This is a genomic window from Bradyrhizobium sp. 23AC, from assembly GCF_054863025.1.
The window spans coordinates 104245-127363 of the sequence record NZ_JAVAYN010000014.1; the positions used below are offsets into that span (position 1 = coordinate 104245).

23 protein-coding genes and 2 pseudogenes are annotated in these 23119 nt (G+C 64.8%); 14 read left to right on the plus strand and 11 right to left on the minus strand.

The genetic code is table 11. The annotated features are described in order from the left end of the window. Position 1 precedes the first annotated feature (1 nt). Positions 2–1018 carry an ABC transporter substrate-binding protein gene (locus tag RAD10_RS27725; protein WP_461619982.1) on the minus strand — a complete coding sequence of 339 codons (1017 nt, stop codon included), beginning with the start codon at positions 1016–1018 and terminating at the stop codon, positions 2–4. Positions 1019–1118: 100 nt separating this feature from the next. Here RAD10_RS27725 and RAD10_RS27730 point away from each other — a divergent pair, with 100 nt between their 5' ends. From RAD10_RS27730 to RAD10_RS27755, 6 genes are all read left to right on the plus strand, one after another. Then, entirely contained in the window at positions 1119–1766 is a 648-nt protein-coding gene (locus RAD10_RS27730; RefSeq protein WP_461619983.1) for a TetR family transcriptional regulator, read from the plus strand. A gap of 83 nt (positions 1767–1849) precedes the next feature. Then, positions 1850–2620 (plus strand): ABC transporter permease, encoded by a 771-nt coding sequence (locus RAD10_RS27735; protein ID WP_461619984.1) that lies wholly within the window; start codon positions 1850–1852, stop codon positions 2618–2620. A 27-nt stretch (positions 2621–2647) separates the two neighbouring features. After that, positions 2648–3685 carry an NAD-dependent epimerase/dehydratase family protein gene (locus tag RAD10_RS27740; protein ID WP_461619985.1) on the plus strand — a complete coding sequence of 346 codons (1038 nt, stop codon included), beginning with the start codon at positions 2648–2650 and terminating at the stop codon, positions 3683–3685. After that, entirely contained in the window at positions 3672–4493 is an 822-nt protein-coding gene (locus tag RAD10_RS27745) for a GNAT family N-acetyltransferase (protein WP_461619986.1), read from the plus strand. The genes RAD10_RS27740 and RAD10_RS27745 overlap by 14 nt, the downstream gene beginning before the upstream one ends. Before the next feature lie 6 nt (positions 4494–4499). Then, positions 4500–5555: a dihydrodipicolinate synthase family protein gene (locus RAD10_RS27750; protein ID WP_461619987.1), complete on the plus strand. Its 1056-nt coding sequence runs from the start codon at positions 4500–4502 to the stop codon at positions 5553–5555. Next, the gene (locus RAD10_RS27755; RefSeq protein WP_201759891.1) at positions 5552–6325 is read left to right on the plus strand and encodes an ABC transporter ATP-binding protein; all 774 of its coding nucleotides are present in this window, start codon (positions 5552–5554) and stop codon (positions 6323–6325) included. The genes RAD10_RS27750 and RAD10_RS27755 overlap by 4 nt, the downstream gene beginning before the upstream one ends. A 150-nt stretch (positions 6326–6475) precedes the next feature. Here RAD10_RS27755 and RAD10_RS27760 read toward each other — a convergent pair whose 3' ends face one another. The 3 genes from RAD10_RS27760 to RAD10_RS27770 all read right to left on the minus strand — a co-directional run bounded on the left by RAD10_RS27760 (position 6476) and on the right by RAD10_RS27770 (position 9058). Further along, positions 6476–7567 (minus strand): TRAP transporter substrate-binding protein, encoded by a 1092-nt coding sequence (locus tag RAD10_RS27760; protein ID WP_461619988.1) that lies wholly within the window; start codon positions 7565–7567, stop codon positions 6476–6478. Between the two features lie 216 nt (positions 7568–7783). Next, the gene (locus RAD10_RS27765; protein WP_461619989.1) at positions 7784–8041 is read right to left on the minus strand and encodes a hypothetical protein; all 258 of its coding nucleotides are present in this window, start codon (positions 8039–8041) and stop codon (positions 7784–7786) included. Between the two features lie 66 nt (positions 8042–8107). After that, the gene (locus tag RAD10_RS27770) at positions 8108–9058 is read right to left on the minus strand and encodes a DUF2778 domain-containing protein (protein WP_028144917.1); all 951 of its coding nucleotides are present in this window, start codon (positions 9056–9058) and stop codon (positions 8108–8110) included. 189 nt (positions 9059–9247) lie between these two features. Here RAD10_RS27770 and RAD10_RS27775 point away from each other — a divergent pair, with 189 nt between their 5' ends. Then, positions 9248–9679, plus strand: a complete 432-nt coding sequence (locus RAD10_RS27775; protein ID WP_461619990.1) for a DUF1810 domain-containing protein — start codon at positions 9248–9250, stop codon at positions 9677–9679. Positions 9680–9784: 105 nt separating this feature from the next. Continuing rightward, a complete protein-coding gene (locus tag RAD10_RS27780; RefSeq protein ID WP_461619991.1) occupies positions 9785–11866 on the plus strand; it encodes a methyl-accepting chemotaxis protein in 2082 nt (693 codons plus the stop codon). A gap of 6 nt (positions 11867–11872) precedes the next feature. Here RAD10_RS27780 and RAD10_RS27785 read toward each other — a convergent pair whose 3' ends face one another. Both RAD10_RS27785 and RAD10_RS27790 read right to left on the minus strand, forming a co-directional pair. After that, entirely contained in the window at positions 11873–12463 is a 591-nt protein-coding gene (locus tag RAD10_RS27785; protein ID WP_461619992.1) for an NADPH-dependent FMN reductase, read from the minus strand. 49 nt (positions 12464–12512) lie between these two features. After that, on the minus strand, positions 12513–13460 hold the full coding sequence (locus RAD10_RS27790) for an AraC family transcriptional regulator (protein WP_461620073.1): 948 nt from the start codon (positions 13458–13460) through the stop codon (positions 12513–12515). A 298-nt stretch (positions 13461–13758) separates the two neighbouring features. On the opposite strand from RAD10_RS27790, the gene RAD10_RS27795 reads away from it, so the two are divergent. The 3 genes from RAD10_RS27795 to RAD10_RS27805 are packed head-to-tail and all read left to right on the plus strand — an operon-like array spanning position 13759 to position 16366. Then, on the plus strand, positions 13759–14868 hold the full coding sequence (locus tag RAD10_RS27795; protein ID WP_461619993.1) for a DUF2336 domain-containing protein: 1110 nt from the start codon (positions 13759–13761) through the stop codon (positions 14866–14868). Beyond that, positions 14865–15197, plus strand: coding sequence for a PilZ domain-containing protein (locus tag RAD10_RS27800; protein WP_028144927.1), 333 nt, complete (start codon positions 14865–14867; stop codon positions 15195–15197). The genes RAD10_RS27795 and RAD10_RS27800 overlap by 4 nt, the downstream gene beginning before the upstream one ends. A gap of 50 nt (positions 15198–15247) precedes the next feature. Further along, a complete protein-coding gene (locus RAD10_RS27805; protein WP_461619994.1) occupies positions 15248–16366 on the plus strand; it encodes an HD-GYP domain-containing protein in 1119 nt (372 codons plus the stop codon). Between the two features lie 40 nt (positions 16367–16406). Here the strand turns inward: RAD10_RS27805 and RAD10_RS27810 are convergent, their stop codons facing one another. Together RAD10_RS27810 and RAD10_RS27815 are read right to left on the minus strand one after the other, a co-directional pair. Next, positions 16407–16610 (minus strand): hypothetical protein, encoded by a 204-nt coding sequence (locus RAD10_RS27810; RefSeq protein ID WP_018322924.1) that lies wholly within the window; start codon positions 16608–16610, stop codon positions 16407–16409. 133 nt (positions 16611–16743) lie between these two features. Further along, positions 16744–17202 (minus strand): annotated as a pseudogene (locus tag RAD10_RS27815) (nitroreductase family protein); the annotation flags it as partial. Between the two features lie 106 nt (positions 17203–17308). Here RAD10_RS27815 and RAD10_RS27820 point away from each other — a divergent pair. After that, positions 17309–18271: an alpha/beta hydrolase gene (locus RAD10_RS27820; RefSeq protein ID WP_461619995.1), complete on the plus strand. Its 963-nt coding sequence runs from the start codon at positions 17309–17311 to the stop codon at positions 18269–18271. Between the two features lie 6 nt (positions 18272–18277). Here RAD10_RS27820 and RAD10_RS27825 read toward each other — a convergent pair whose 3' ends face one another. After that, a complete protein-coding gene (locus RAD10_RS27825) occupies positions 18278–18742 on the minus strand; it encodes a cupin domain-containing protein (RefSeq protein WP_461619996.1) in 465 nt (154 codons plus the stop codon). Between the two features lie 204 nt (positions 18743–18946). Here RAD10_RS27825 and RAD10_RS27830 point away from each other — a divergent pair, with 204 nt between their 5' ends. Beyond that, positions 18947–19195: a hypothetical protein gene (locus RAD10_RS27830; RefSeq protein WP_461619997.1), complete on the plus strand. Its 249-nt coding sequence runs from the start codon at positions 18947–18949 to the stop codon at positions 19193–19195. 197 nt (positions 19196–19392) lie between these two features. Here the strand turns inward: RAD10_RS27830 and RAD10_RS27835 are convergent. Then, positions 19393–20267, minus strand: a pseudogene (locus RAD10_RS27835) (MBL fold metallo-hydrolase). A gap of 147 nt (positions 20268–20414) precedes the next feature. Between RAD10_RS27835 and RAD10_RS27840 the strand changes: the two are divergent. Next, positions 20415–21410, plus strand: a complete 996-nt coding sequence (locus tag RAD10_RS27840; RefSeq protein ID WP_461619998.1) for a glycerophosphodiester phosphodiesterase family protein — start codon at positions 20415–20417, stop codon at positions 21408–21410. Here the strand turns inward: RAD10_RS27840 and RAD10_RS27845 are convergent. Then, entirely contained in the window at positions 21407–23029 is a 1623-nt protein-coding gene (locus RAD10_RS27845; protein WP_461619999.1) for an ABC-F family ATP-binding cassette domain-containing protein, read from the minus strand. The genes RAD10_RS27840 and RAD10_RS27845 overlap by 4 nt on opposite strands. Positions 23030–23119 lie beyond the last annotated feature (90 nt).

Below are 23119 nucleotides of genomic sequence, written 5' to 3' on the forward strand. Positions count from 1 at the left end.
CCTACTTCTTCACCTTGCTCGCGTCCATCTTGATGCTCGGATCCAGCATCTTCGTCGTGAACGCCGTCGAGACGTCGAACGGCTTCTCCATGCCGAGATAGGTCTGGACCAGCTCATAGTCCTTCTTCATCCGCTCGCCATCGATCCAGCCCAGCGACTTCGTCGTGGTGAACTCGTCCGTCATCAGGAACTTGATGCGCTCCCACTGGCGCTCCTGGTTGGCCTGGTCGAGACCGGAGACCTGGTCGAGCAGTGCCTTCAGGCACGGCGCGACGTCGGCAACGCAGGCCGCAAAGGCCTTCTGCGTGACGCGCACGAACTCTTCGACGACCTTCGGATTCTTCTGCAAGTAGGCGCCGTTGACGATCAGCGAATTGCCGTAAGGGTTGAGCCCGATGTCCTTCCAGTTGACGTAGCCGAGATCGGGACCGAACTCGATCACCTTCAGATCGTGCTCGTTGTAGAAGTCGCTGATGATGTCGACGGTGTGGCTCTTCAATGCCGCGATCTTTGCGGTCGGCCCGACATTGACGAAGCCGACGGCATCGGGCGCAAGCCCGGCGGCCTTGGCAAAGGCCGGCCACATCACGCGCGAGGCATCGCCGGGCGGATTGCCGATCTTGTGGCCGGCGAAATCCTTGACGCCGTTCACGCCGTAGCTCTTCAGCCAGTAGAAGGTTTGCCCGGTATTGGCATAGACGCTCATCACCGCGACGGTGTCGGCGCCCTTGCTCTTGGCCACCAGCATGGTGGCGAGATCGGCGACGCCGAAGGGCGAGCCGCCGGAGCCGACCTTGGCGGCGGAGACGCCGGAGCCCTTGCCGGTCTCGATCGTGAGGTCGATGCCCGCCTTCTCGTACCAGCCCTGCGCCTTGGCATAATAATACGGCGCGTGATCGGCCGTCGGCGTCCAGTTCAGGATCAGATTGACCGCTTCGCCCGCATGCGCGGGCGCCGCAGCCGCACCGAGCATCAGGGTCAAGACCAGGGCCGAGCCCGCCGCCTGCAAACGCTTCATCGCATCTCTCCTCGTTGCCGCGACCCGGCTTGTCGCTCTCCCCTTGTGAGGATACCAATGCAACAAGCCCGCCTTCCACTTGTCAACTGTTTGGTTGGAAATGCCCGCAAAACGATCTGGCGACAGCGTGCCGCAGCGCCGCGACCCCGTCGCCACCCGCAACAAGCTGCTGACCGCGGCGCGCCTGGAATTTGCCCGGCACGGCTTTGCGGGCGCCCGCGTCGACGAGATCGCCGAGCGCGCGGGCGTCAACAAGCAGCTCGTCTACCATTATTTCGGCGACAAGGACGCGCTCTACCTCGCCGTCCTCGAATGGGTCTATGAGGACATTCGCGAGCAGGAGCGGAAGCTCAATCTCGAAGGCCTGCCGCCGGAGAAGGCGATCCGCAAGCTGATCGAGGCTTCGTTCGACCATCTGGCCGCACACCCTGATTTCATCGTGCTTTTGAACGACGAGAACCGCGGCGGCGCCCGCCACGTCCGCGGCTCGACGCGGCTGGAAGCGATGCACTCCCCGCTGGTGAAGAGCGTCTCCCACATCCTCAACGAGGGGGTGCGCGCGGGCGTGTTCCGCAAGGGCATCGACCCGGTCCAGCTCTATATCTCCATTGCGGGCCTCAGCTATTTCTTCTTCTCCAACACGCCGACGCTGTCGGCGATCTTCGGCAAGGACCTGTCGAGCCGCACCGCGCGGCGCGCCCGCCGTCGCCATGTCGCCGATTTGGTGCTGCAGTCGCTCCGGCCCTAATCAACCAACTGGTTGAAACTCTCCCGGAAGGCGGCTAGGCTTGCGACCTGCGGCATCGCCGCCGCGCCAACAGGGAGCAATCGGTGGCAGCAGACAGCGCACGCGCCTCGCGCAGCTTTGCGATCATCCTGATCGTGCACCTCGCCGTGCTCGTGCTCTGGCAGGTCGCGGTCGATGCCTTCCACGTGCCGAAATTCATCCTGCCCTCGCCGCTGGCGACGGTGCAGACGCTGGGGACCGCGAGCTACGCCTGGGGTGCCAACACGCTGGTGACGGCGATCGAGATCCTCGGCGGCTTCGCGCTCGGTGCCTTCGTCGGCGTCGCGCTGGCCGTGATCTTCAGCTGGGCGCCGCTGCTCAGCCTGGTGCTGCTGCCGCTCTTCGTGACGCTGAACATGATCCCGAAGGTCGCGCTCGGCCCGCTCTTCATCGTCTGGTTCTCTTACGGCATCATTCCGAACATCCTGATCGCCTTCAGCATCTGCTTCTTTCCGATCCTGCTCACCACCGCGCGGGGCCTGCGCGAGGTCGAGCCGGATCTGCTCGATCTCGTCAAATCCCTGCGCGGCTCGCGCTGGACACTGTTCCGCAAGATCCAGCTGCCGGGATCGCTGCCTTACGTGTTCTCCGGCATGAAGGTCGGCGCCATCCTCGCTGTCGCCGGCGCCATCGTCGGCGAGTTCATCGCCTCCGAGCGCGGGCTCGGCTACCTCATGATCCAGGTGCAGTCGGCGCTCGACACGCCCGCGATGGTGATGGCCGTCGTGCTGCTGACGCTGCTCGGCGTCGCTCTCTACGGCCTGGTGCTCGCCCTCGAACGCATGTTCGTCGTCGGCGACGCCAGACAGACCTGACAACGGCAGACCTTAAGGACCAAATCCATGCTGCTTACCCGCGAGAACCTGCCGAAGACCATCCCCGATATCGCCGCCCTCGACGAGTTGCTGTGCCGGCCGACGCAGGCCCTGATCGACGACCTCAAGAAGGTCGAGGGCGACATCATGATCCTCGGCGTCGGTGGCAAGATGGGGCCGACCCTGGCGGGGCTCGCCAAGGCGGCCGCGCCCGATCGCCGGATCGTCGGCGTGGCCCGCTTCAGCGATGCCGGCGTGAAGGACTGGCTGCACGCGCGCGGCGTCGAAACCATCAATTGCGACCTGATGGACGAGAAGGCGATTGCGGCGCTGCCGAAGGCGCCCAACATCGTCTTCATGGCCGGCCGCAAGTTCGGCGCCGAGGGCGATCTGTCGCTGACCTGGGCGATGAACGCGCACGTGCCCGCGCTGGTGGCGCAGGCCTTTCCGTCCTCGCGCATCGTAGCGTTCTCGACCGGCTGCATCTATCCCTTCGTGCCCGTCGACGGCAAAGGCTCGACCGAGGAGATGGCGCCGAACCCGCCCGGCGAATACGCCCAGTCCTGTGTCGGCCGCGAGCGCATGTTCGAGTATTTCTCGCACAAATTCGCAACGCCGGGCCGGCTGTTCCGTCTCAATTACGCGATCGACATGCGCTATGGCGTGTTGCACGACATCGCGACGAAAGTGCTCAGCGGCACGCCGATCGACGTCAGCCTCGGTCATGTCAATTTCATCTGGCAGGGCGATGCCTCCGCGCAGGCGCTGCGCTGCTTCGCGCACTGCACCGCCCCGACCTCACCAATCAATATCAGCGGCCACGAGATTTTGGCGGTGCGCGATCTCGCCCAAAGATTCGGCGCAAGGTTCGGCCGCGCGCCGGTGCTGACAGGCACGGAGGAGCCGACGGCATGGCTGACCGACACCTCAAAGGCGGTTGAGCTGTTCGGCCTTCCGGTCGTCGACACCGAGCAGCTGATCGCCTGGACCGCCGATTGGGTCTCGCGCGCCATGCCGAGCCTCGGCAAGCCTACCAAATACGAGGTGCGCGATGGCCGTTACTGACGCCCCGCACATCGTCCAGCTCGGCGTCGACGACGCGATCGCGGGGCTGGCGTTGTCGACGGAAGCGCACTGGAACCAGACCGACGAGGATTGGCGCATCTTCCTGCGCGACGGCGTCGTGTTCGGCATTCGCGACGGCATGCGGCTGGTCGCAACCGCAGCACTGCTGCCCTATTCCGGCAACAACGCCTGGATCAGCATGGTACTGGTATCAGGCACGCATCGCCGCCGCGGCTTTGCCACCCGTCTGGTCGACGCCTGCCTGGAGACGGCGCGTCAGAACGGCCTGACCAGCTGGCTCGACGCCACACCCGACGGCGCCGCCGTCTACGGACCGCTGGGGTTCACGCCGACCCTGCAATTGCGCCGCCTGAAGCTATTGAAGCCTGCGCGAGCCGAAGCGCCGCCATCATCATCCGGGACCATCGAAGCGCTTCGTGCGCGGGACCTGCGGGCCACCGGTTTCGACCGGACCGCCCTCCTCTCCGCCTTCGCACAGCGTTCCGGCTCGCGCATCGTCGGCGCCAACGGCGCCATCGCGCTGGTTCGCGACGGCCGGACCGCCCGCCATATCGGCCCGTTGTTGGCCAACAATGCCGCGGCAGCTCTGGCGCTCGTTGACGCGATCGTGCGCTCCGAGACCAGTCCGCTCCTGCTCGACGCCGTCGCGTCGCAAGCCGCGTTCCTGGAAGGCTTGACCGCCTCCAGCTGGACCATCGAGCGGCCGTTCCAGCGCATGCGGTTCGGCCCCGCCACCGTCACAGGCGAGGAAATGCCATTCGCCGTCGCCGGCCCTGAATTCGGATAGGACATCATGCATCACAGCCAGATCAACAGCGACATCCGCAACCTGATCACTGAGGGCACCGTGATACCGGCGCATCCGCTCGCGCTCACCGCTGCGCGCAAGCTCGACAAGACGCATCAGCGTGCGCTGACGCGCTATTACATCGACGCCGGCTCCGGCGGCCTTGCCGTCGGCGTGCACACGACGCAGTTCGCGATCCGCGACGTCGGTCTCTACCGTCCGGTGCTCGAGCTCGCCGCCGAGACCGCGGCCAACTGGACCAAGCGACCGCTGGCGATGGTCGCAGGCCTCGCGGGTCCGACAAACCAGGCGGTCACCGAAGCCCGCACCGCGCGCGACATCGGCTATCATGCCGGCCTGCTCAGCCTCGCCGCGATGAAGAGCGCCTCCGAGGACGAGATCATCGCGCACTGCACGGCGGTCGCCGCCGAGATCCCGCTGGTCGGCTTCTATCTTCAGCCGGCCGTCGGCGGCGTCATCCTCTCCGCCCGGTTCTGGCAGCGCTTCGCCTCGATCGACAACGTCATCGCGATCAAGATCGCGCCGTTCAACCGCTATCGCACCCTCGACGTCCTGCGCGGCGTCGCGGCCGCGGGCGCGCTCGACCGCGTCGCGCTCTACACCGGCAATGACGACCACATCCTGCTCGATCTGATGCTGCCGTTCGATCTGCGCGACAACGGCGTCAGCACGCGCACCTATTTCAAGGGCGGCTTGCTCGGCCATTGGTCGGTGTGGACGGCGAGCGCCATCAAGCAGTTCGAACGCTGCAAGGCGGCGCGGCACAAGGACAGCGTGCCGGCCGACCTGCTGGCACTCGATGCCCGCGTCACCGACTGCAACAGCGCCTTCTTCGACGTCGCCAGCAATTTCCACGGCTGTATCGCCGGCTGCCATGAAGTGCTGCGGCGCCAGGGCCTGATGCAAGGCCTGTGGTGCCTCGATCCGGACGAGGGCCTCAGCCCGGGTCAGAAAGAGGAGATCGACCGCGTCTATCGCGCGCACGCCGACCTCAGCGACGATGCCTTCGTCGCCGCCAATCGGGACAAGTGGCTGGCATGAGCCCAGACCCCTTCATCAGCCTGCAGGGCGTCCGAAAGGTCTATCGCAGCGGCGGCGCCGAATTCCTGGCGGTGTCCGACGTCACCATGGACGTGCAGGAAGGCGAGCTGGTCTCGTTGGTCGGCCCGTCCGGCTGCGGCAAGACCACGGTGATGAAGATCCTGGCCGGCCTGCATGGCGCCGACGGCGGCACGGTGAAGATCGGCAACGCCAACAGCCCGTTCGATCCGACCCGCGACATTGGCATGGTGTTCCAGCAGGCTTTGCTGCTGAAATGGCGGACGATCCTGGACAACGTGCTGCTGCCGGCCGAGATCGTTGGCCTGCCGATGAAGGCGGCGCGCGAGCGGGCGCGCGACCTGCTCAACCTGGTCGGGCTCGCCGGCTTTGAACAGAAATATCCGCAGCAATTGTCCGGCGGCATGCAGCAGCGCACCGCGATCGCGCGCGCCTTCATTCACGACCCAAAGCTGATCCTGATGGACGAGCCGTTCGGCGCGCTGGACGCGCTGACGCGCGAGCAGATGAATCTGGAGATGCTGCGGATCTGGCGGGAGAGCGGCAAGACCATCATCTTCGTCACGCATTCGATCCAGGAAGCGGTGTTCCTGTCCTCGCATTGTGCTGTGCTGACGGCGGGACCTGCGAAGATGGCCGACTATTTCCCGATCGACCTGCCCTTCCCGCGCGACTTGCCGCTGAAGACGACCGATGCGTTCGGCGCCTATGCAAGGCGTATCTACGCGAAGCTGGGTCTGGGCGCGGTGTAATTCGCCGCACCACAGGTGCCGTAGGGTGGGCAAAGCGAAGCGTGCCCACCAATTTTATGAAACGCGGGGCAGTCGTGGGCACGGCGCAAGCGCGCCTTTGCCCACCCAACGAGAGCCGGGCGCGGCGTTGTCACCGCGCCCTCCTCACAATCAGCTCTTGTTGCGCATCTTGCCGAGCAGATAGTTGTCGTAGAAGTTCTCCGCGATCTGCGTATAGAACAGCAGCTCCTTCATATACGCGTCGTGGCTTTCCTTGGTCCGCTTGAACAGATCGCTCTTGGCGGCGAGCTCGTTCAGATGCTCCTGGGTGGCGTTGTAGCAGGCCTCCAGCACCGGTTGCGGGAACGCCCTCAGCTCCGCGCCGTTGGCGATCAGCCGCTTCAGCGCCGCCGGATTCACGCTGTCGTATTTCTCGAGCATCCAGGCGCCGGCCGCCGCGCCGGCCTGGTTGACGATCGCCTGGTACTGCTTGGGCAGCGAGGCCCATTTCTCGTCGTTGACGATCATGTGCAGCATCGCGCCGCCTTCCCACCAGCCCGGGAAGTAATAGTACTTGGCGACCTTCTGGAAGCCGAGCTTCTCGTCGTCATAGGGGCCGACGAACTCGACCGCGTCGATCGTGCCCTTCTCCAGCGCCGGATAGATGTCGCCGCCTGCGATCTGCTGCGGCACGACGCCGAGCTTGGCAAGCACGTGGCCGCCCATGCCCGCGATGCGGAATTTGAGGCCCTTGAGGTCGTCGACGGTCTTGATCTCCTTGCGGAACCAGCCGCCCATCTGGGTGCCGGAATTGCCGCAGAGGATGGCGTGCGCCTTGAACGGCTTGAGCGCTTCATTGGTGAGGTCGGCGCCGCCGCCGAAGTGCCACCACGATTCCTGATGGCGATGGTTCATGCCGAACGGCGCGCCGGTGGCATAGGCCAGCGCCGGCTCCTTGCCGATGTAGAAATAGAGCGGGGTCTGCGCCATCTCCACCGACGCCGTGCTGACGGCATCGAGCGCCTGCAGGCCCGGAACGATCTCGCCGGCACCGAAGGTCTGGATCTGGAATTTGTTGTCGGTGGCTTCGGCGACGTATTTCGCGAAGGTCTGCGCCGTGCCGTAGATGGTGTCGAGCGACTTCGGGAAACTCGACGTCAGGCGCCATTTGATCTCGGGCGCGCTCTGCGCGATCGCAGGTGCGGCAACCAGCGTCGTCGCGCCGGCAACCGCGCCGCCCTTGAGAAATGTACGGCGTTTCATGATGGGTCTCTCCCTGAACTAAATTTCAGACATGGGCTTGCGGCGACGATCTTCGCGGACCGTTTGCCCGTTCCCAAAGCAGAGTTCAAGATGCGCGAGGAGATGGCCTGTAGCCTGGATGGAGCGAAGCGCAATCCGGGAATCGCGCCACAAGCGACCGGGGTCCCGGATTACGCTGCGCTCCATCCGGGCTACAAGACTGCGAGCTGAAGGGCTTCAGAGCAGCTTGGCGCTGACGAACAGCGCGCGCACGGCGCTGGTTGCCTGCACCGCCAGCATCGCGTTACCCGCTGCACCCTCCAGAGCCTCGACGGCGTCCTCATGCAGGGAGCGGAATTCCATCCATTCGACCGACTTGAAGTTGGTGAGGAATTGATAGGCCTGACCGACGGTCGCGATCGCCAACGTGTCACCGTTCAGCTTGATCTTGAACGTCGTACGCAGCGGGGTCTCGGAACTTGATGGATCACTCATAGGCTGCTTCTGGATGATGACGGCTTAACGAAGGGGAAACGGCAGCCCCGCCGCAGCAGGCGAATATCAGGAGTCGGTGCTGGCGCGCTGCGAGGCAGTCGCAGATCCGCTCAGGCTCGGCACCACGACCAGGCGGTTGAACTCGCCATTGTCGTAAGCCTTGAGGAAGCGATCATAATCCTTGATCGAGACGCAGCCGTTGGAATCGCCGCGCGGCCCGAGCATGTAATTGTGGGTGAGAAGGCCGACGCGGCCGAGCGCGCTGGTGCCATCGGTGGGCGTCAGGCGCAGCGCGCGGACGCCGTGGAACAGCTTTTCGCGCGGCTTCAGGTCGTAGGTTGCGGGCGGGGTCGCGCCGACCATGCGCTGGTCGACATGATTAGGGTCGTCCATCAGCGCGCCCATGCCGGAATGGGCTTCCAGCGCGACGCCGCTCGGCAAGTAAAGCGCCTTGGCCTTGATGTCATAGACCGCCGTCCGCGAATCGTAGCCGAGGGCGGCCAGATCCGGCGCCTTGCCGAACAGGCCGTCGCCGGGCGTCAGCGAGGCCAGCCTGATCTTGTCGGTGAATTTTTCGAAGAAGTTGCGGTTGTCGACCCTTGGGTTGGTCTCGGCATAGGCCTGGCTGGAGGCGATCTGGGCGGAGAAGTCCGCCTGGGTCGGGCGCGAGCGCGGCATCGGGATGGCGTCGGCACGCTGCGACGGCCTCGTCTCGTCAACCACGTGCCGGTCGTCATCGGTCAGGGTCGAGCGCCAATCGTCGCCCTGGAGCTTCTGGGCGAGCATCGCCTTGGCATCTCGGAGCTTGAGCTGGACCGCACTCAGGGCGGAACGCTCCATCGTCCGCAGGCCAAGCTCGCGGGCGGGCGGATTGCCGGACGCCGACGCGAAACGATCCTCGAAAGACGGGCTATTGGCCGGCGGCAATGCAGCGGTGACCAGCGGGGTCGTGTCGCCGATATCGACAACCCAGGCAGCAGCCCCCAGCGCCAGCGCGACGGCGGCCAGAGACAGCAGAACTCTCTCGGCTCGCCCGACACGGCGGCGCGACAACAGCCTCTCGGCATGTGCTGCGTCGGAAACCATCAGATCCCCAAATCGACCCCCGGGGGGCCCAACCCCCGCCCGGAGACTCTATACCAGCTACCACATTGGGAGCCAAAAGTTAGGCATAATCGCGGCCGGCAAGCCCTCCTAAGGTATCCAATGACCGATCCTTTCGATCTAGAGCGCTTCGTAACGGCCCAGAATCCGGTTTTTCGCGCCGTCCAGGGGGAGCTGGCCCGGGGCCGGAAGCAGACTCACTGGATGTGGTTCGTCTTCCCCCAGATCGCGGGCCTCGGCTTCAGCGCCATGTCGCAGCGCTACGCCATCGGCTCCCGCGCGGAGGCCAAGGCCTATCTCGCCCATCCCGTGCTCGGGGCGCGTCTGATCGATTGCACCGGGCTGGTGCTCGCGGTTCAAGGGCGGAGCATCAACGCCATCCTCGGCGCGCCGGACGATTCCAAATTCCGCTCGTCGATGACGCTGTTCGGTGCGGTGTCCGATGAGCCCGTGTTCGACGAGGCGCTCGCCCGCTATTTCGCAGGCGAGCGCGACGCCGCGACGCTGGAGATCCTTGCCACCCTCGGTCGCTAAGCCAGGCTCGCACCCGCGGCATCCACCAGCGTAAACCCGCGATTAATACGGTCTGTCTATTTTCCGGAGAATATCTTTCTCCCCGCGCCAATTGCCGGACAGATCATGAAAATCGGAACGCTCCTGACCACCGCCATCGTCTCGCTCTCGACCGTGGGCGGCGGCCTCGCCGTCTACGTCGCCGTGACCAAGTACCAGACGATGGAGCGGATCAGCGAGGCGCAAGGCCGCCTGGCGATCGTCCGCGCCGCCAGCGACATCCCGCGCTATCTCAACCCCGAGCGCGGCTTTTCCACCAACATCCTCTACGGCCCCGCCACGATCGACCCTGCGCTGCTCGCCGAACAGAACAAGCTGCGCAAGCAGACCGACGGCGCCCGCGACAGGATGAACGCGCTGCGCAAGGAGCTGCCCGGCTCGTTCGACGACGGCAACAGCATCGGCAGCAACATCGATGGCATCAATGCGAAATTCACCGCCTTGCGCGAGGCCATCGACAAGGCACTCACCGGGCCGGCGGAGGCCCGCAAGGACGCGGCCAAGAAGATCGTCGCCGACAATGCCGTGCTCAACAGCGGCGTGACCGCGCTGCTGAACGAGCAGGTCCGCCGCATGGCGATCCTGAACGGTGATGCCTACCGGCAGGCCAGCTACGCCAACGCCGCCATGACGTTGCGCGACGTCGGCGGCTTCAACTCCAGCCTGCACAAGAACCTCGTCGGCGGCAAGAAGCCGGCGACCGACGCCGAGAAGGCCGACATCGGCCGCTCGCAGGGCCGCAACGACCAGCTCGTGATGGCACTGCTGGAGTTGCGCGGCAATCCGGCAACGCCAGCGAACGTCGCCACCGCGCTCGAAAAGTTCAATTCGATCTATGTCGAGGAATTTGGCCGCGAGCTCAAGCTCGTCAAGGACGGCGCGGTCAACGGCAAGTACGAACACGACATGGACACCTATTACGCCGCCACGCAGCGCGGCCTCAGCACCATCATCGAGGTCCGCGACGCGTTCTACGACAATGCCGAGCAGATCCTCGCCGGCGCCTCGTCCGCCGCGCGCACCAGCTTCACCATCGCGCTTGCAGGCCTTGCCGCCGTAATTGTCGCGAGCGTCGGCCTCATCGTGATGGTTCGCCGCCGCGTCTGCGCGCCGATCGTCAACCTGACGAGCCGGATGTCGCGGCTTGCCGAGGGCGAGGTTGCGGACAGCATCCCGGGCGCCGAGCGCTCCGACGAGATCGGAGCGATGGCTGCCGCCGTCCAGGTCTTCAAGGACAACATGATCCGGGCCGACCGGCTTGCGGCCGAGAAGCAGGCCGAGAATGACGGCAAGATGCGCCGCGCCCAGGCGCTCGACGAGCTCACCCGCGCGTTCGAGGCCAAGGTCACCGAGCTCGTCGGCGGCCTGTCCCGGGCCTCCTCGACCATGGAAAGCACGGCACAGTCGATGACCTCGACGGCGGCCCAGACCAACAGCCAGGCCGCGGTCGTCGCCACAGCCTCGGAGCAGACCTCGACCAACGTGCAGACCGTCGCCAGCGCCACCGAAGAGCTGACCTCCTCGATCTCCGAGATCGGCCGCCAGGTCGCGCAATCCACCGAGATCGCGGCCCGCGCCGTCGACAACGCCCGCCGCACCGGCGACACCGCACGCACACTCGCTGAGGGCGCGCAGAAGATCGGCGACGTCGTCACCCTGATCCAGAGCATTGCAGAGCAGACCAACCTGCTCGCGCTGAACGCGACCATCGAGGCCGCCCGTGCCGGTGAGGCCGGCCGCGGCTTTGCCGTGGTCGCCTCCGAGGTGAAATCGCTGGCGGGCCAGACTGCCAAGGCCACCACCGAAATCTCCGAGCAGATCACGGCGATCCAGACCGCAAGCGACGAGACCGTGGCCGCGATCCGCAACGTCGCCGACGTCATCGGCGAGATCGACCAGATCGGCACCGCGATCGCCGCGGCGATCGAGGAACAGGGCTCGGCGACCAAGGAGATCGCCCGCAGCGTCCAGGAGGCCGCCCGCGGCACCCAGGAGGTCAACACCAACATCGCAGGCGTGCAGCGCGCCGCCGACGACACCGGCGCGGCCGCAAGGGAGGTGCTCGGCGCCGCCGAGCAGCTCTCGACACAGTCGCGCGATCTCGCCGGCCAATTCGACCGCTTCCTCGGCGAGGTCAGGGCGGCGTAGACAAGTTCAGTACGGCGGCGCCTTGCGCGCCCGCTGCGCCTTCGCCGCCTCGATCCACCAGGCGAGATCGTCGGCAAAGCGCGGGAACGCGCGCTCCAGGGCCTTGCCGCCGTCGCCGGTCGGCTCGCCCTCGGCCGACAATGTCTGCGCGATCGGGCCGACCCCGATGGTGCTCGACACCACCACCATGCCCATCTCCGACAGCGTGCCGTGCCAGGCGGTCGCGGCGCGCGTGCCGGAAAAACGGCCGGCGGAATAGCTCACGATCGCGGCCGGACGCCAGAACCACTCTTCGAGGAAATGGTCGGTGAGATTCTTCAGGCCGGGCTGGATGCCCCAATTGTATTCGCCGGTGACGAAGACGAAGCCGTCGGCGCCGCGGATCTGTCCGGCCAGAATCTCAAGCGCTTCAGGTGCCGAACCCTTCGGATACTCCTTGTACATGCGGTCGAGCATCGGCAGGCCGATCGCCTTGGCGTCGATGAAGGTGACATCGTCGCCGCGCGCGCGCAGCCGATTGATGACGAAATTCGCAAGGCGGATGCCCATGCGGTCGGAACGGTAGGAACCGTAGAGGACGAGGATGCGATTGCTCATGGCCGGATGGTAGCACAAAACCGGCGTCCGGCCCTACTCGATCCGTCAACTATCGCCCGCGTCCGCGCTCCAGCGTTTGCGACGGCGTCTCGCCAAACTGGTCGCGGTAACTTCGGGAGAAATCGCTGAGATGCCAGAAGCCGAACGCAAGCGCCACCGCCTTGACGCTGTCGGCGCCGGCGAGCAGCCGCCGGCGCACCAGCCACAGCCGGCGCAGGCGCAAGTAACGGTGCAGGCTCATGCCGCGATAGCGGCGGATGACGTCGTGCATGGTGCGGACGGACAGTCCGAGCTTGCGGGCAATCTCCTCGCTGTAGATCGGCTGCGAGAGGTCATCGGACAGTAGCGCACTGATATCCCGGAACATCCTGAAGTTCCGCTCGTCATTGGGGCGCAGCGTCCAGCGGACCGAAACGACATCTCCCAACACATGGTCGACGGCCGCGAGCAGGGATTCCTTCATTGCTCTTGCCTTGATCGGGAGATCTGACGCCTCGACGGGCTCTGAGGCCGCGGCCAGCACCTCACGCACCACACGGCGCAGCCGGTCCAGGCCAGCGGCACTCGTTTCGAAAATCTTGAAGGTCTGGGAAGCTCTGGGCCAGCCGCGGTCCCTCACCTCCGGGCTGAAAACCACTGAGGCGATTTGCCGCTGCACCTCCTCGATGACGGTGTAGGCCGCGCCGCCGCTGCCAATGACCACGGCCGGGCGCGCACGTTGCGAGCCATTGAAGCGAATGGGGACGTTGAGGTCGTCCATCGTGAAGCCGATCGCCGTGCAATTCCCGACGAGCTGTGCATCAACGACCCGGGGAAACGCGCGCGTCAAATTCACGTCGCACCCGGGCAACGACAGAATTGTCTGCTCAGACGAAATCTTCCGTACGAAAGGCGTGAACTCGAAATTCAGCCCGCGTATGGCGCTTCGAAATTCGTCGACATCTGAAAAACGAAATGTCTTGAGTGCCAGCCTGGGCACGTCATCAATGCTGTTCATGGAAATACGAAACCCGGTGTCGCAATCGACGCGCATCCGGCAACGGTGCCGATCCGCTTCCCCTTTTTGGTTTCTCGTCGGACCTGAAGAATCAATCCTAACGTGTCCTGATCAATTGGGAAGGGTCCAACTGAAAGGACAAGCCGGGACGTCGAGCCTTGCCGAATTTCGATAGCATTTCCCGAAATGCCGCGGTGTATAATACCCTGGGATTTAATTCTCAAAATTAAAAATTAACACCTTTGAGGCCCAATAAAGCTCGTTAAATCGTATAGCTATTTTATTTCAGGCTCCTGCCATGATGGCAAATTCGCCTGCTGATATTTTGGTCGAGTTGGAGGATGCGGTCGCAACTTGCCCGCTGGACCGCTGCGCTCGCATCCTCGAAGGCATTTTGCAGCTGCTCACCGGCAGCCGCGACCGGCCTCAGGAATTGCTGGCCAATGTGGTCGACGGCGTCCTGCTTCGATTGACGGAGCGGGTCGAGGCCAGCGCATTGATTCAACTCGGCGCAGCGCTTGCCGAGCTCAAAGTGGCTCCGCCGAAGACCCTGCAACGTCTTGCCTTACACGACGATCCCGGCGTGGCCTGCCCCGTTCTGCTCAAATCGCAGGCGCTCTCCACGTCCGATCTCGAAACAATCGCGATTTCGAGCGGCGAACCGCAGCAACTCGCGATCGCTGTCCGAGCGCGCATCGAACCGCAATTGACCGAGACGCTCATCAAGCGCGGCGGCCGCTCCGTTCACCTTGCGCTGATCAGTAACGCAGGGGCACGGTTCTCCGATGCCGCCTACGTCGCGCTCGTTGAGACGTGCGCAAGCGATGACGAACTCACGAAGGCCCTGGCGCTCAGACCAGGCACACCAGATCCGGTCCTGCGGAAGTTGCTGCCGGCCTCGCCAGCCCCCGACGCTCGCGCGGAGCCGAAGGCTTCCACCGTCTCGTGTCCTCGAGCGGCAGCGCCGATCGTGCCCAAGCTGCCTAGCGCGGCCGCCTATGCAAGCGCACGGCCGGAGATCGTCGCGCTCAACCGCACCGGCAAGCTCAACGATTCCGCGGTGAACCGCTTCGCGATCCGCGGCGAGACCGCCAATTTGTTCACGGCCTTGTCGGTGCTTTCGGGGACCCCCATCGAGATCGTCGAGCACGTCATGACCGACGGCGATTGCGAAGGCCTGGTGATGGCCTGCCGGGCGTCGCGGCTGAACTGGCAGACCACGCTTGCCATCCTGAGCAACCGCAGCGGCACCAGGCTTTCCTTTGCCGAGCGCGAACGCGCACAACACGTTTTCGAGACGCTGCTTCTGTCGACCAGTCAGTGGACGGTGCGTTGGGGGGAAATCGCCGCAAGCGTCAAGGAGAGCAGTCGGCGAGATCGCGGCGCAAAAACGGGGGTTAGCCGATGAAGTTCGACGGCCGCAAGGCGGCGCGCGTGCGGATGGACCACAGGCAGGCCGTCAATCTGATGGGCTCTGACGGCACATGGCGGCGCAGCTGCGTTCTGCTCGACGTGTCGCAGACAGGCGCAAAGGTCGAGGTCGAGGGCACGCTGGACGTGCTGCAGGCCAAGGAATTCTTCATGCTGCTGTCGTCGACCGGGCTCGCCTATCGGCGCTGCGAGCTGGTCTGGATCGATGGCACCACGGCCGGCATTCACTTCGTCACCGCTGATGGCAAAAAGAAGCCGGCGAGCGCACCCTCGGCCGCTACGCAGACCGTCGCCCGGAGCAAATAGGCCAACAATTCGTCCCAATTATTGCAATCCACGATAGTCCAGGTCGAGCCGTGCAGAACGCGCGAACCATCCTCAGCCCCGTCAACGCGGACGGCATCCGCGAGAAGGAAGCGGCCCGCTCCTTCGTGCATGTGCTGGCGGATACGTCCGACAGGCTGGCCGGCGTCTGCACGATCCTTGAGGACCGTTTCGCCATCGCCGGCGAACGGCTGGACGCCGAAGCCAAGCTGTCGCAGGTGCCCGCCGCCATCGTCATCCGCGCGGACCTGCGCGACGTCGACAATATCGCCGCCCTCAAGAGACGGGCTGGCAAGCTCGCCAAGGCGAAGAAGCGGATATTTCTCCTCGAGCACAGCTCTCACGTCGGTATCTCGCAAGCCTACGCCCTCGGGGCGACGCACGTCCTGCCCGGTACGATCAACCGGCCCAAACTACTGTCTGCGCTGTGCGATCCGGCGGATCCGTCCTCCGCCGCGCCGGGCGAGATGGCACGGTCCGACAACGCGGTCGACGCCGCGGCAACCGCGATCGCCTCGATGTTTACGGCCGTCACCCTTGGCCAGCCCCTCGACGTCGATGGCACCAAGGAGGCCGGCCGCCAGATCGCCGACCGCATAACCCAGCGAGGCCTTTCGGAATGGCTCACGACGGTGCGGCGCCATCACGAGGGAACCTATCAGCACTGCCTGCTCGTGACCGGCGTCGCCATCGACTTCGGCCTGAGCCTCGGTGTCGGAAGAGCCGATCTGGAGCGCCTCTACTCGGCGGCCATGTTCCACGACATCGGCAAGGCGCAGATCCCGCTGGCCATTCTCGACAAGCCGGGCCGCCTCGATGCGGAGGAACGTGCCCTGATCGAGACCCATCCGGCCGCTGGCCATGAGTTTCTAAAGGGCCACGACAAGATTTCGCCGGAGATCCTCGATGCCGTTCGCCATCATCACGAATATCTCGACGGCAGCGGCTATCCCGATGCGCTCTGCGCCGAGAGCATCGGCGACGTCGTAAGGATTCTCACGATCTCCGACATCTTCGCAGCGCTGATCGAGCACCGGCATTACAAGCCCACCATGCCTCGTGCGGAAGCCTACGACGTCCTCTGCGGGATGAGCGGAAAATTGGAGAAAGCGCTGGTGACCTCGTTCAAGGAGGTCGCGCTCACGCGATAAGGCCGGCGGGCCTATGGCGATGGCCGCGAAGCGAGCCCGGCTAGTGCGTGGCGCGATGGCTGGCGCGGTGCGGGATGGACCGGCAGGCCAGCCCGTCGGCCAGCAGCTTCATGTCCTCATGCCGGCCGCTGCGAATCAGCCGGCCGAACTCTTCGGGTGTGAAAGGAAGACTTGGATCAGCATCGATGGGGCGCCGCAGTCGCGGGCCGAAGAACCATCGAACCAGGCTAGCCAGCCGCCGCATGTCAATTCCCTCGCGCCAGCAACAAACCTCTCAGTCTGCATATTGTTCCTCCCGCATCTTCGAGATTGCAAGAGGCCGCGAACGACTCCACACCAAAAAAAATTTGCGAGAGAATAATCTCCTCTTCATCGTGCTAATCGGCAAAACCCACGTAGCGCACGAACTCTTCGTTATGCTCGCGGTCCGAGCGAACGGCGTTCGCGGCAAAGTCGTCGTCGGGATAGCCCATCGCGACGCAGGTCATGATCACCTCGTCCTCCGGAATTTTCGCGACCTCGCGCACGATGTCGGAGCGCATGATGCCCTGCCCGTTGATGACAGAGCCGAGACCGCGGTCCCACGCCGCGAGCACGATGCCGTAGCAGAGCGCACCGAGATCGAAATGGCAGACCACGCCGGGATCGAGCACGCGGTCGTAGGTCAAGGACCAGCGAGGCCGGCGCATCGAATTGGCGGAAGCCGCGCAGCACCCAGTCCTGCCGCGTATCGTGCACGCCCTGGTATTCGCCGTGGCTGATGATGTCGCGCTTGACCGTGGCCCGCCGCTCATCTCGTTCATGTTGCGGCGGCGGACCTCGTCGAGCGGCTGCCCGTAAGCACATGATCCACCGGCGTGACGACGCGGCCGGTTGCCGATGCGGCGCGCAAAATCTATGCTAAGCGGCAAGCAAGACCAAGAACCCTGGAGGACCACAGCCATGGCCGCGCCACTCGATCCCGTCATCGCCCAGATCATTCCGCTCATGCCGATGCGCGATCCCACGGTCATGACGCCACAGAGCGCCCGCGATTCCTTGCGCGCACTGGCTGCCTCGCGCGCCGCCATCCCGCCGCCGCCGGTCGACAGCGTCGAGGATATCAAGGTGAAAGGCGGCGCCGGCCCGCTTCCTGCACGCGTCTATCGGATCGGCAGCACGCCCGCGCCAACCGTGGTGTTCTTCCATGGTGGCGGCTGGGTCGCGGGCGACCTCGAGACCCATGACCGGCAGGCGCGCAACCTTGCGATCGAGACCGGCGCCGTCGTCATCTCCGTCGATTATCGCCGCCCGCCGGAGACGCGCTTTCCGGGCGCGTTCGAGGACGCCTTCGCCGCCGTGAGTGATATCTTCGACCGCGTCGCGGAATTTGGCGGCGACGCAAAACGCCTCGGCGTTGCCGGCGACAGCGCCGGCGGCAATCTCGCCGCGACCACTGCGATCGCTTGCCGTGATGCTGGCATCAAGCTCGCCGCGCAATTGCTGGTCTACCCCGTGACCGACGTCCTCGGCGCTTACGCCGACGCGCGCGAGAACGCACGCTATCCCTCGCGCGCCGAGAATGCCGAGGGCTATTTTCTGACGCGTGCCACGATGGAATGGTTTTGTGGCCATTATCTCGCCGATCCCGGCCATGCCCTGGACTGGCGCGTCTCGCCGCTGCGGGCCGCTTCTTTGGCCGGCCTCGCGCCTGCGATCGTGACCACCGCCTGGTTCGATCCCCTGCGCGACGAGGGCGCTGCCTATGCGCGCGCGCTGGAGGCCGCCGGCGTGCGGGTCAAGCATCACGAGGGCCCCGGCCTGATCCACGGCTATTTCGGAATGGGCGACGCCTCAGACGTCGCGCGTGCCGAGGCGCAGCGCGCGCGAGCCGACTTCAAGGCCCTGCTCATGCGAGGAGCCTAAACCGCGCTAGGCGCTCTGCGCCCGCTGCGCGCCGGTGTGCCCCCAGGTTTCGTCCCAGTCCTGACCGGCGGCGTCGACCACACGGCCGTCGGCTTCGAAGAACTTGTTCGGCACCTGGAAGATCGCCAGGATCAGGGCGCCATCCGGGCACCAGGCGGCATGCCGGCTGCCCGCCTCGCGCCAGATGAATTCGCCGGCCTTGCAGGCGATGCCCTTGGCCGGCCCCTCCTTGTCGACGAGCGCGCCTTCGATCACCCAGCTCTGCTCGATGCCGACATGCTCGTGATCGGGCAGCACCGATCCCGGCGCAAACCGCATCAAGGCGGTCATCAGGCCGGTGTGGCGATCGAACAGCAGCGTCTTGGCCTCGCAGCCGGGAAAGCGTGTCGTCTGCCAATCCATGTCGTGAGGCCGAACCAGATGCGAATGCTGATCGGCGGCTTCCTGGCGTTTCGGGATCACGGCGTCCATCACGATGCTCCGTCCGGCTAAGCTGGCCAAGCCTAGCAGCATTGCCCGCCGCGGTCAGCGAGCAGTGCAACAGGAAGCGCGCCTGCGCGACTTCCGCATCAAAAAAATCGCCAGTCGGACCCGATGGCAGGCCCTTATCCAGCTTGATTGCGCCACGATTCCGGGCTCCAATCTCTTCGCCATTTCTGGTTTACGGAGACACCCATGATGAAGCGGATTTTCCTGGTTGCGATTGTTGCCACCTTTGCGGCAGGCTCGGCCTTCGCCCAAGAAACCTGCGAGAGCAAGGCGGTCGGCAAGGACGGCAAGGCGCTCGCCGGCGCTGCCAAGACCTCGTTCCTGAAGAAGTGCAAGGCCGACGCCTGCACGCCCAAGGCCGTCAGCGCCGACGGCAAGCCGCTCGCCGGCGCCGCCAAGAACAGCTTTATGAAGAAGTGCGAGATCAGCGCGTAACGCGCCGCCGTTATCCAACGCACTCTCGTGCCCCGGACGCGGCGCAGCGCTTCTTCAGCGGTGCGCTGCAGAGCCGGGGCCCATGCTTCCATATGCATGGTTCGATAAATGGGTCCCGGCTCTGCGCAGCAGCGTTACACGCTGCAGCGCGTCCGGGACACGAGACCTCCGGGTCGAGCCCACTGCTGGTTTCGCCATCACTCCCGCTTGAACTTATAATCAAACGCGTCGCCCAGCGGCTTGATCAGCCCCGCCGTCGGCGCCGGGAAATGAACCGGCAAAATCAGCGTGTCGGTATCCGCCACGGAGGCGAAGAATTTTCGCCGCGAGAGCGCCGACTGCTTCGGGTCCCAATCCGGCTTCGCCGACCAGTCCGGCTCGCAGCACTGGATCTGGTGATGCATGAGGTCGCCCGCGACCACCGCGCGCTGGCCCTTCGAAAAGATGTTCACGCAGCAATGACAGGGCGAATGTCCTGGCGTCGGCGTCAGCGTGATGGTGTCGTCGAGCGCGTAATCATCGTCGACCAAGAGCGCCTGCCCGGCCTCGACGATCGGCAGGCAATTGTCGCGAAACACCGTGCCGGGCGGATTGCTGCCTTTGGCGTGCTCGGCCTCCCAGGCCGCATACTCACCCTTGTGAAAGACGTATTTCGCATTCGGAAATGTCGGCACCCGCGGCCGTCGCGTAAACTCGTGTTCCAGCCGGTGTGGTCGATATGCAGATGCGTGCAGAACACGTAGTCGATCTGCTCAAAACCGATGCCGAGCGCGAACAGCTCGTTGCGCCAGCGCTCCTTGCCCGGAAAATCGAACGGCGGCGGATGGCCCTTGTCCTCGCCTGTGCAGGTATCGACCAAAATGGTGTAGCGCGGCGTGCGCACGACAAAGGTCTGGTAGGTGATCACCATCATGCCGCGCGCGGCGTCGAACACCTCCGGCTCCATCGTCGGCAGATGACGGGCGAACACGCCCGCGTCATAGGCCGGGAAGAAATCCTGCGGCCGCCGCCACGGCCCTTCCCGCTCGACGACCGCGTCGATGGTGATGTCGCCGATCCGGAGTTGCTTCATCGCCGTTTCACTCCCCTTTTTTGCAGGAGCGTAGCGACTGGCATGGGGCCGTTCAAGCGGCGCGATGCGGACAGCGCCCCTGCGAAACGATCGCCGCAAATCAACCTCAAATACCGCTGAGGGTGATCGCGGAATTGGGAATCATCTGTGGGCCGGAAACTCAGATTCGCGACGACAGCCATCATCGCCGTCGCGATAGGCGTCTACATCAACAACTCCAGCCTTCTGGCGCTGCATCAGGGCGGCAAGCCGGTGTTGCTTGCTCATCGCGGCATGGCGCAACGCTTCGATGAGCGCGATGTGAAGAACGACACCTGCACCGCCGCGCGGATGCTGCCGCCGACCCACGATTATCTCGAGAACACCATTCCATCGATGCGCGCCAGTTTTGACGCCGGCGCCGACGTGGTCGAGCTCGACGTGCATCCGACGACCGACGGTGAATTCGCCGTATTCCACGACTGGACGCTCGATTGCCGCACCGACGGCCACGGTGTCACGCGCGAGCAGAGCATGGCGAAGCTGAAAATGCTCGACATCGGCTATGGCTACACCGCCGACAGCGGCAAGACCTTCCCGTTCCGCGGCAACGGGATTGGAATGATGCCGACATTGTCCGAGGTGTTGGCCACCTTCCCTGACAAAAAACTCCTCATCAACGTGAAGAGCCGAGACCCGAACGAAGGCGAGACACTTGCCGGCGTGTTGAATGCGCTGCCGGCCGAGCGGCGCCGCACGGTCATGGTTTATGGCGGCGACGAGCCGATCGGCGCGATCCGTCGCCTTACCCCTGACGTCCGCACGATCTCGCGCGCTGCCATCCGGAGCTGCCTGATCCACTATATCGGCTATGGCTGGACCGGCCTGGTCCCGGCGGCCTGCCGCAACGCGATGGTGCTGGTGCCGATCAACGCCGCACCCTGGCTATGGGGCTGGCCCGATCGCTTCCTCGCGCGCATGAACGGCGTCAACAGCGCGGTGTTCGTGCTCGGTCCCTACAGGGGCGGAGAGTTCTCCACCGGCATCGATACGCCGGAAGCGTTCGCGCGGTTGCCGCAAGGCTATTCCGGCGGCATCTGGACCAACGAGATCGAGGCCATCGCCAAGATTGCGGGCAAGGTTGCGGGAAAGAGCAAAGATTAGCTCCGCAACCCCGGCGCCTCCTGCCCGGTGCGCGCGACATATTCCGTGTAGCCGCCGCCGAACTGATGGATGCCTTCCGGCGTCAGCTCCAGCACCCGGTTCGACAACGTCGCCAGAAAATGCCGGTCATGCGAGACGAACAGCATGGTGCCCTCGAAATCCGCCAGCGCCGTGATCAGCATTTCCTTGGTGGCTAGGTCGAGATGGTTGGTCGGCTCGTCCAGCACCAGGAAGTTCGGCGGGTCGAACAGCATCTTGGCCATCACCAGCCGCGCCTTCTCGCCGCCTGACAGCACGCGGCAGCGCTTCTCGACGTCGTCGCCGGAGAAGCCGAAGCAGCCCGCGAGCGCGCGCAATGATCCCTGCCCCGCGGTCGGAAACGCGTATTCGAGCGACTGAAACACCGTCTGTTCGCCGTCGAGCAGGTCCATGGCGTGCTGGGCGAAATAGCCCATCTTGACGCTGCCGCCGACCGCCACCGTGCCTTCATCGGGCTCGCTCGCGCCCGCGACGAGCTTGAGCAGCGTCGACTTGCCGGCGCCGTTGACGCCCATCACGCACCAGCGCTCCCTGCGCCGGATCATGAAATCCAGGCCATCATAGATGCGCTTGGCTCCGTAACCCTTGTGGACGCTCTTGAGCGCCACGACGTCCTCGCCCGAGCGCGGTGCCGGTGGAAAGTCGAACGCGACGCTCTGGCGCCGGCGCGGCGGTTCGACCCGCTCGATCTTGTCGAGCTTCTTCACCCGGCTCTGCACCTGCGCCGCATGCGAGGCGCGCGCCTTGAAGCGCTCGATGAACTTGATCTCCTTGGCGAGCATGGCCTGCTGGCGCTCGAACTGCGCCTGCTGCTGCTTCTCGTTCTGCGCGCGCTGCTGCTCGTAGAATTCGTAATCGCCGGTGTAGGTGGTGAGCGAGCCGCTATCGATCTCGATCACCTTGGAGATCACGCGATTGATGAACTCGCGGTCATGCGAGGTCATCAAGAGCGTGCCTTCGTAGTCGTGCAGGAATTTTTCCAGCCAGATCAGGCTTTCGAGGTCGAGATGGTTGCTCGGCTCGTCGAGCAGCATCACGTCCGGGCGCATCAAGAGAATACGCGCCAGCGCGACGCGCATCTTCCAGCCGCCGGAGAGTTTTCCGACGTCGCCGTCCATCATCTCCTGGCTGAAGCCGAGACCGGACAGCGCTTCGCGCGCGCGACCGTCGAGCGCATAGCCATCGAGCTCCTCGAAACGGTGCTGCACCTCGCCGTAGCGGGTGATGATCTCGTTCATCTGGTCGGCCTTGTCAGGATCGGCCATCGCGGCCTCGAGCTCGCGCAGCTCGGCCGCGACCTCGCTGACGGGGCCGGCCCCGTCCATCACCTCGGCCACGGCACTGCGGCCCGACATCTCGCCGACGTCCTGGTTGAAATAGCCGATGGTGATACCGCGATCGGTCGAAACCTGCCCCTCGTCGGGCAGTTCCTCACCGGCGATCATCCGGAACAGCGTGGTCTTGCCGGCGCCGTTCGGCCCGACCAGGCCGATCTTCTCCCCCTTGTTGAGGGCCGCGGAGGCTTCAATGAAAAGGATCTGGTGGCCGGATTGCTTGCTGACGTTGTCGAGGCGGATCATGAGTATCTTTTGGGGGGATTTTTGCGTTGCAGCGTCATAGGCCATGTGGGCCGCCAGGGGAAGCCCGGCTGGGTACTGATTTCCGGCCCT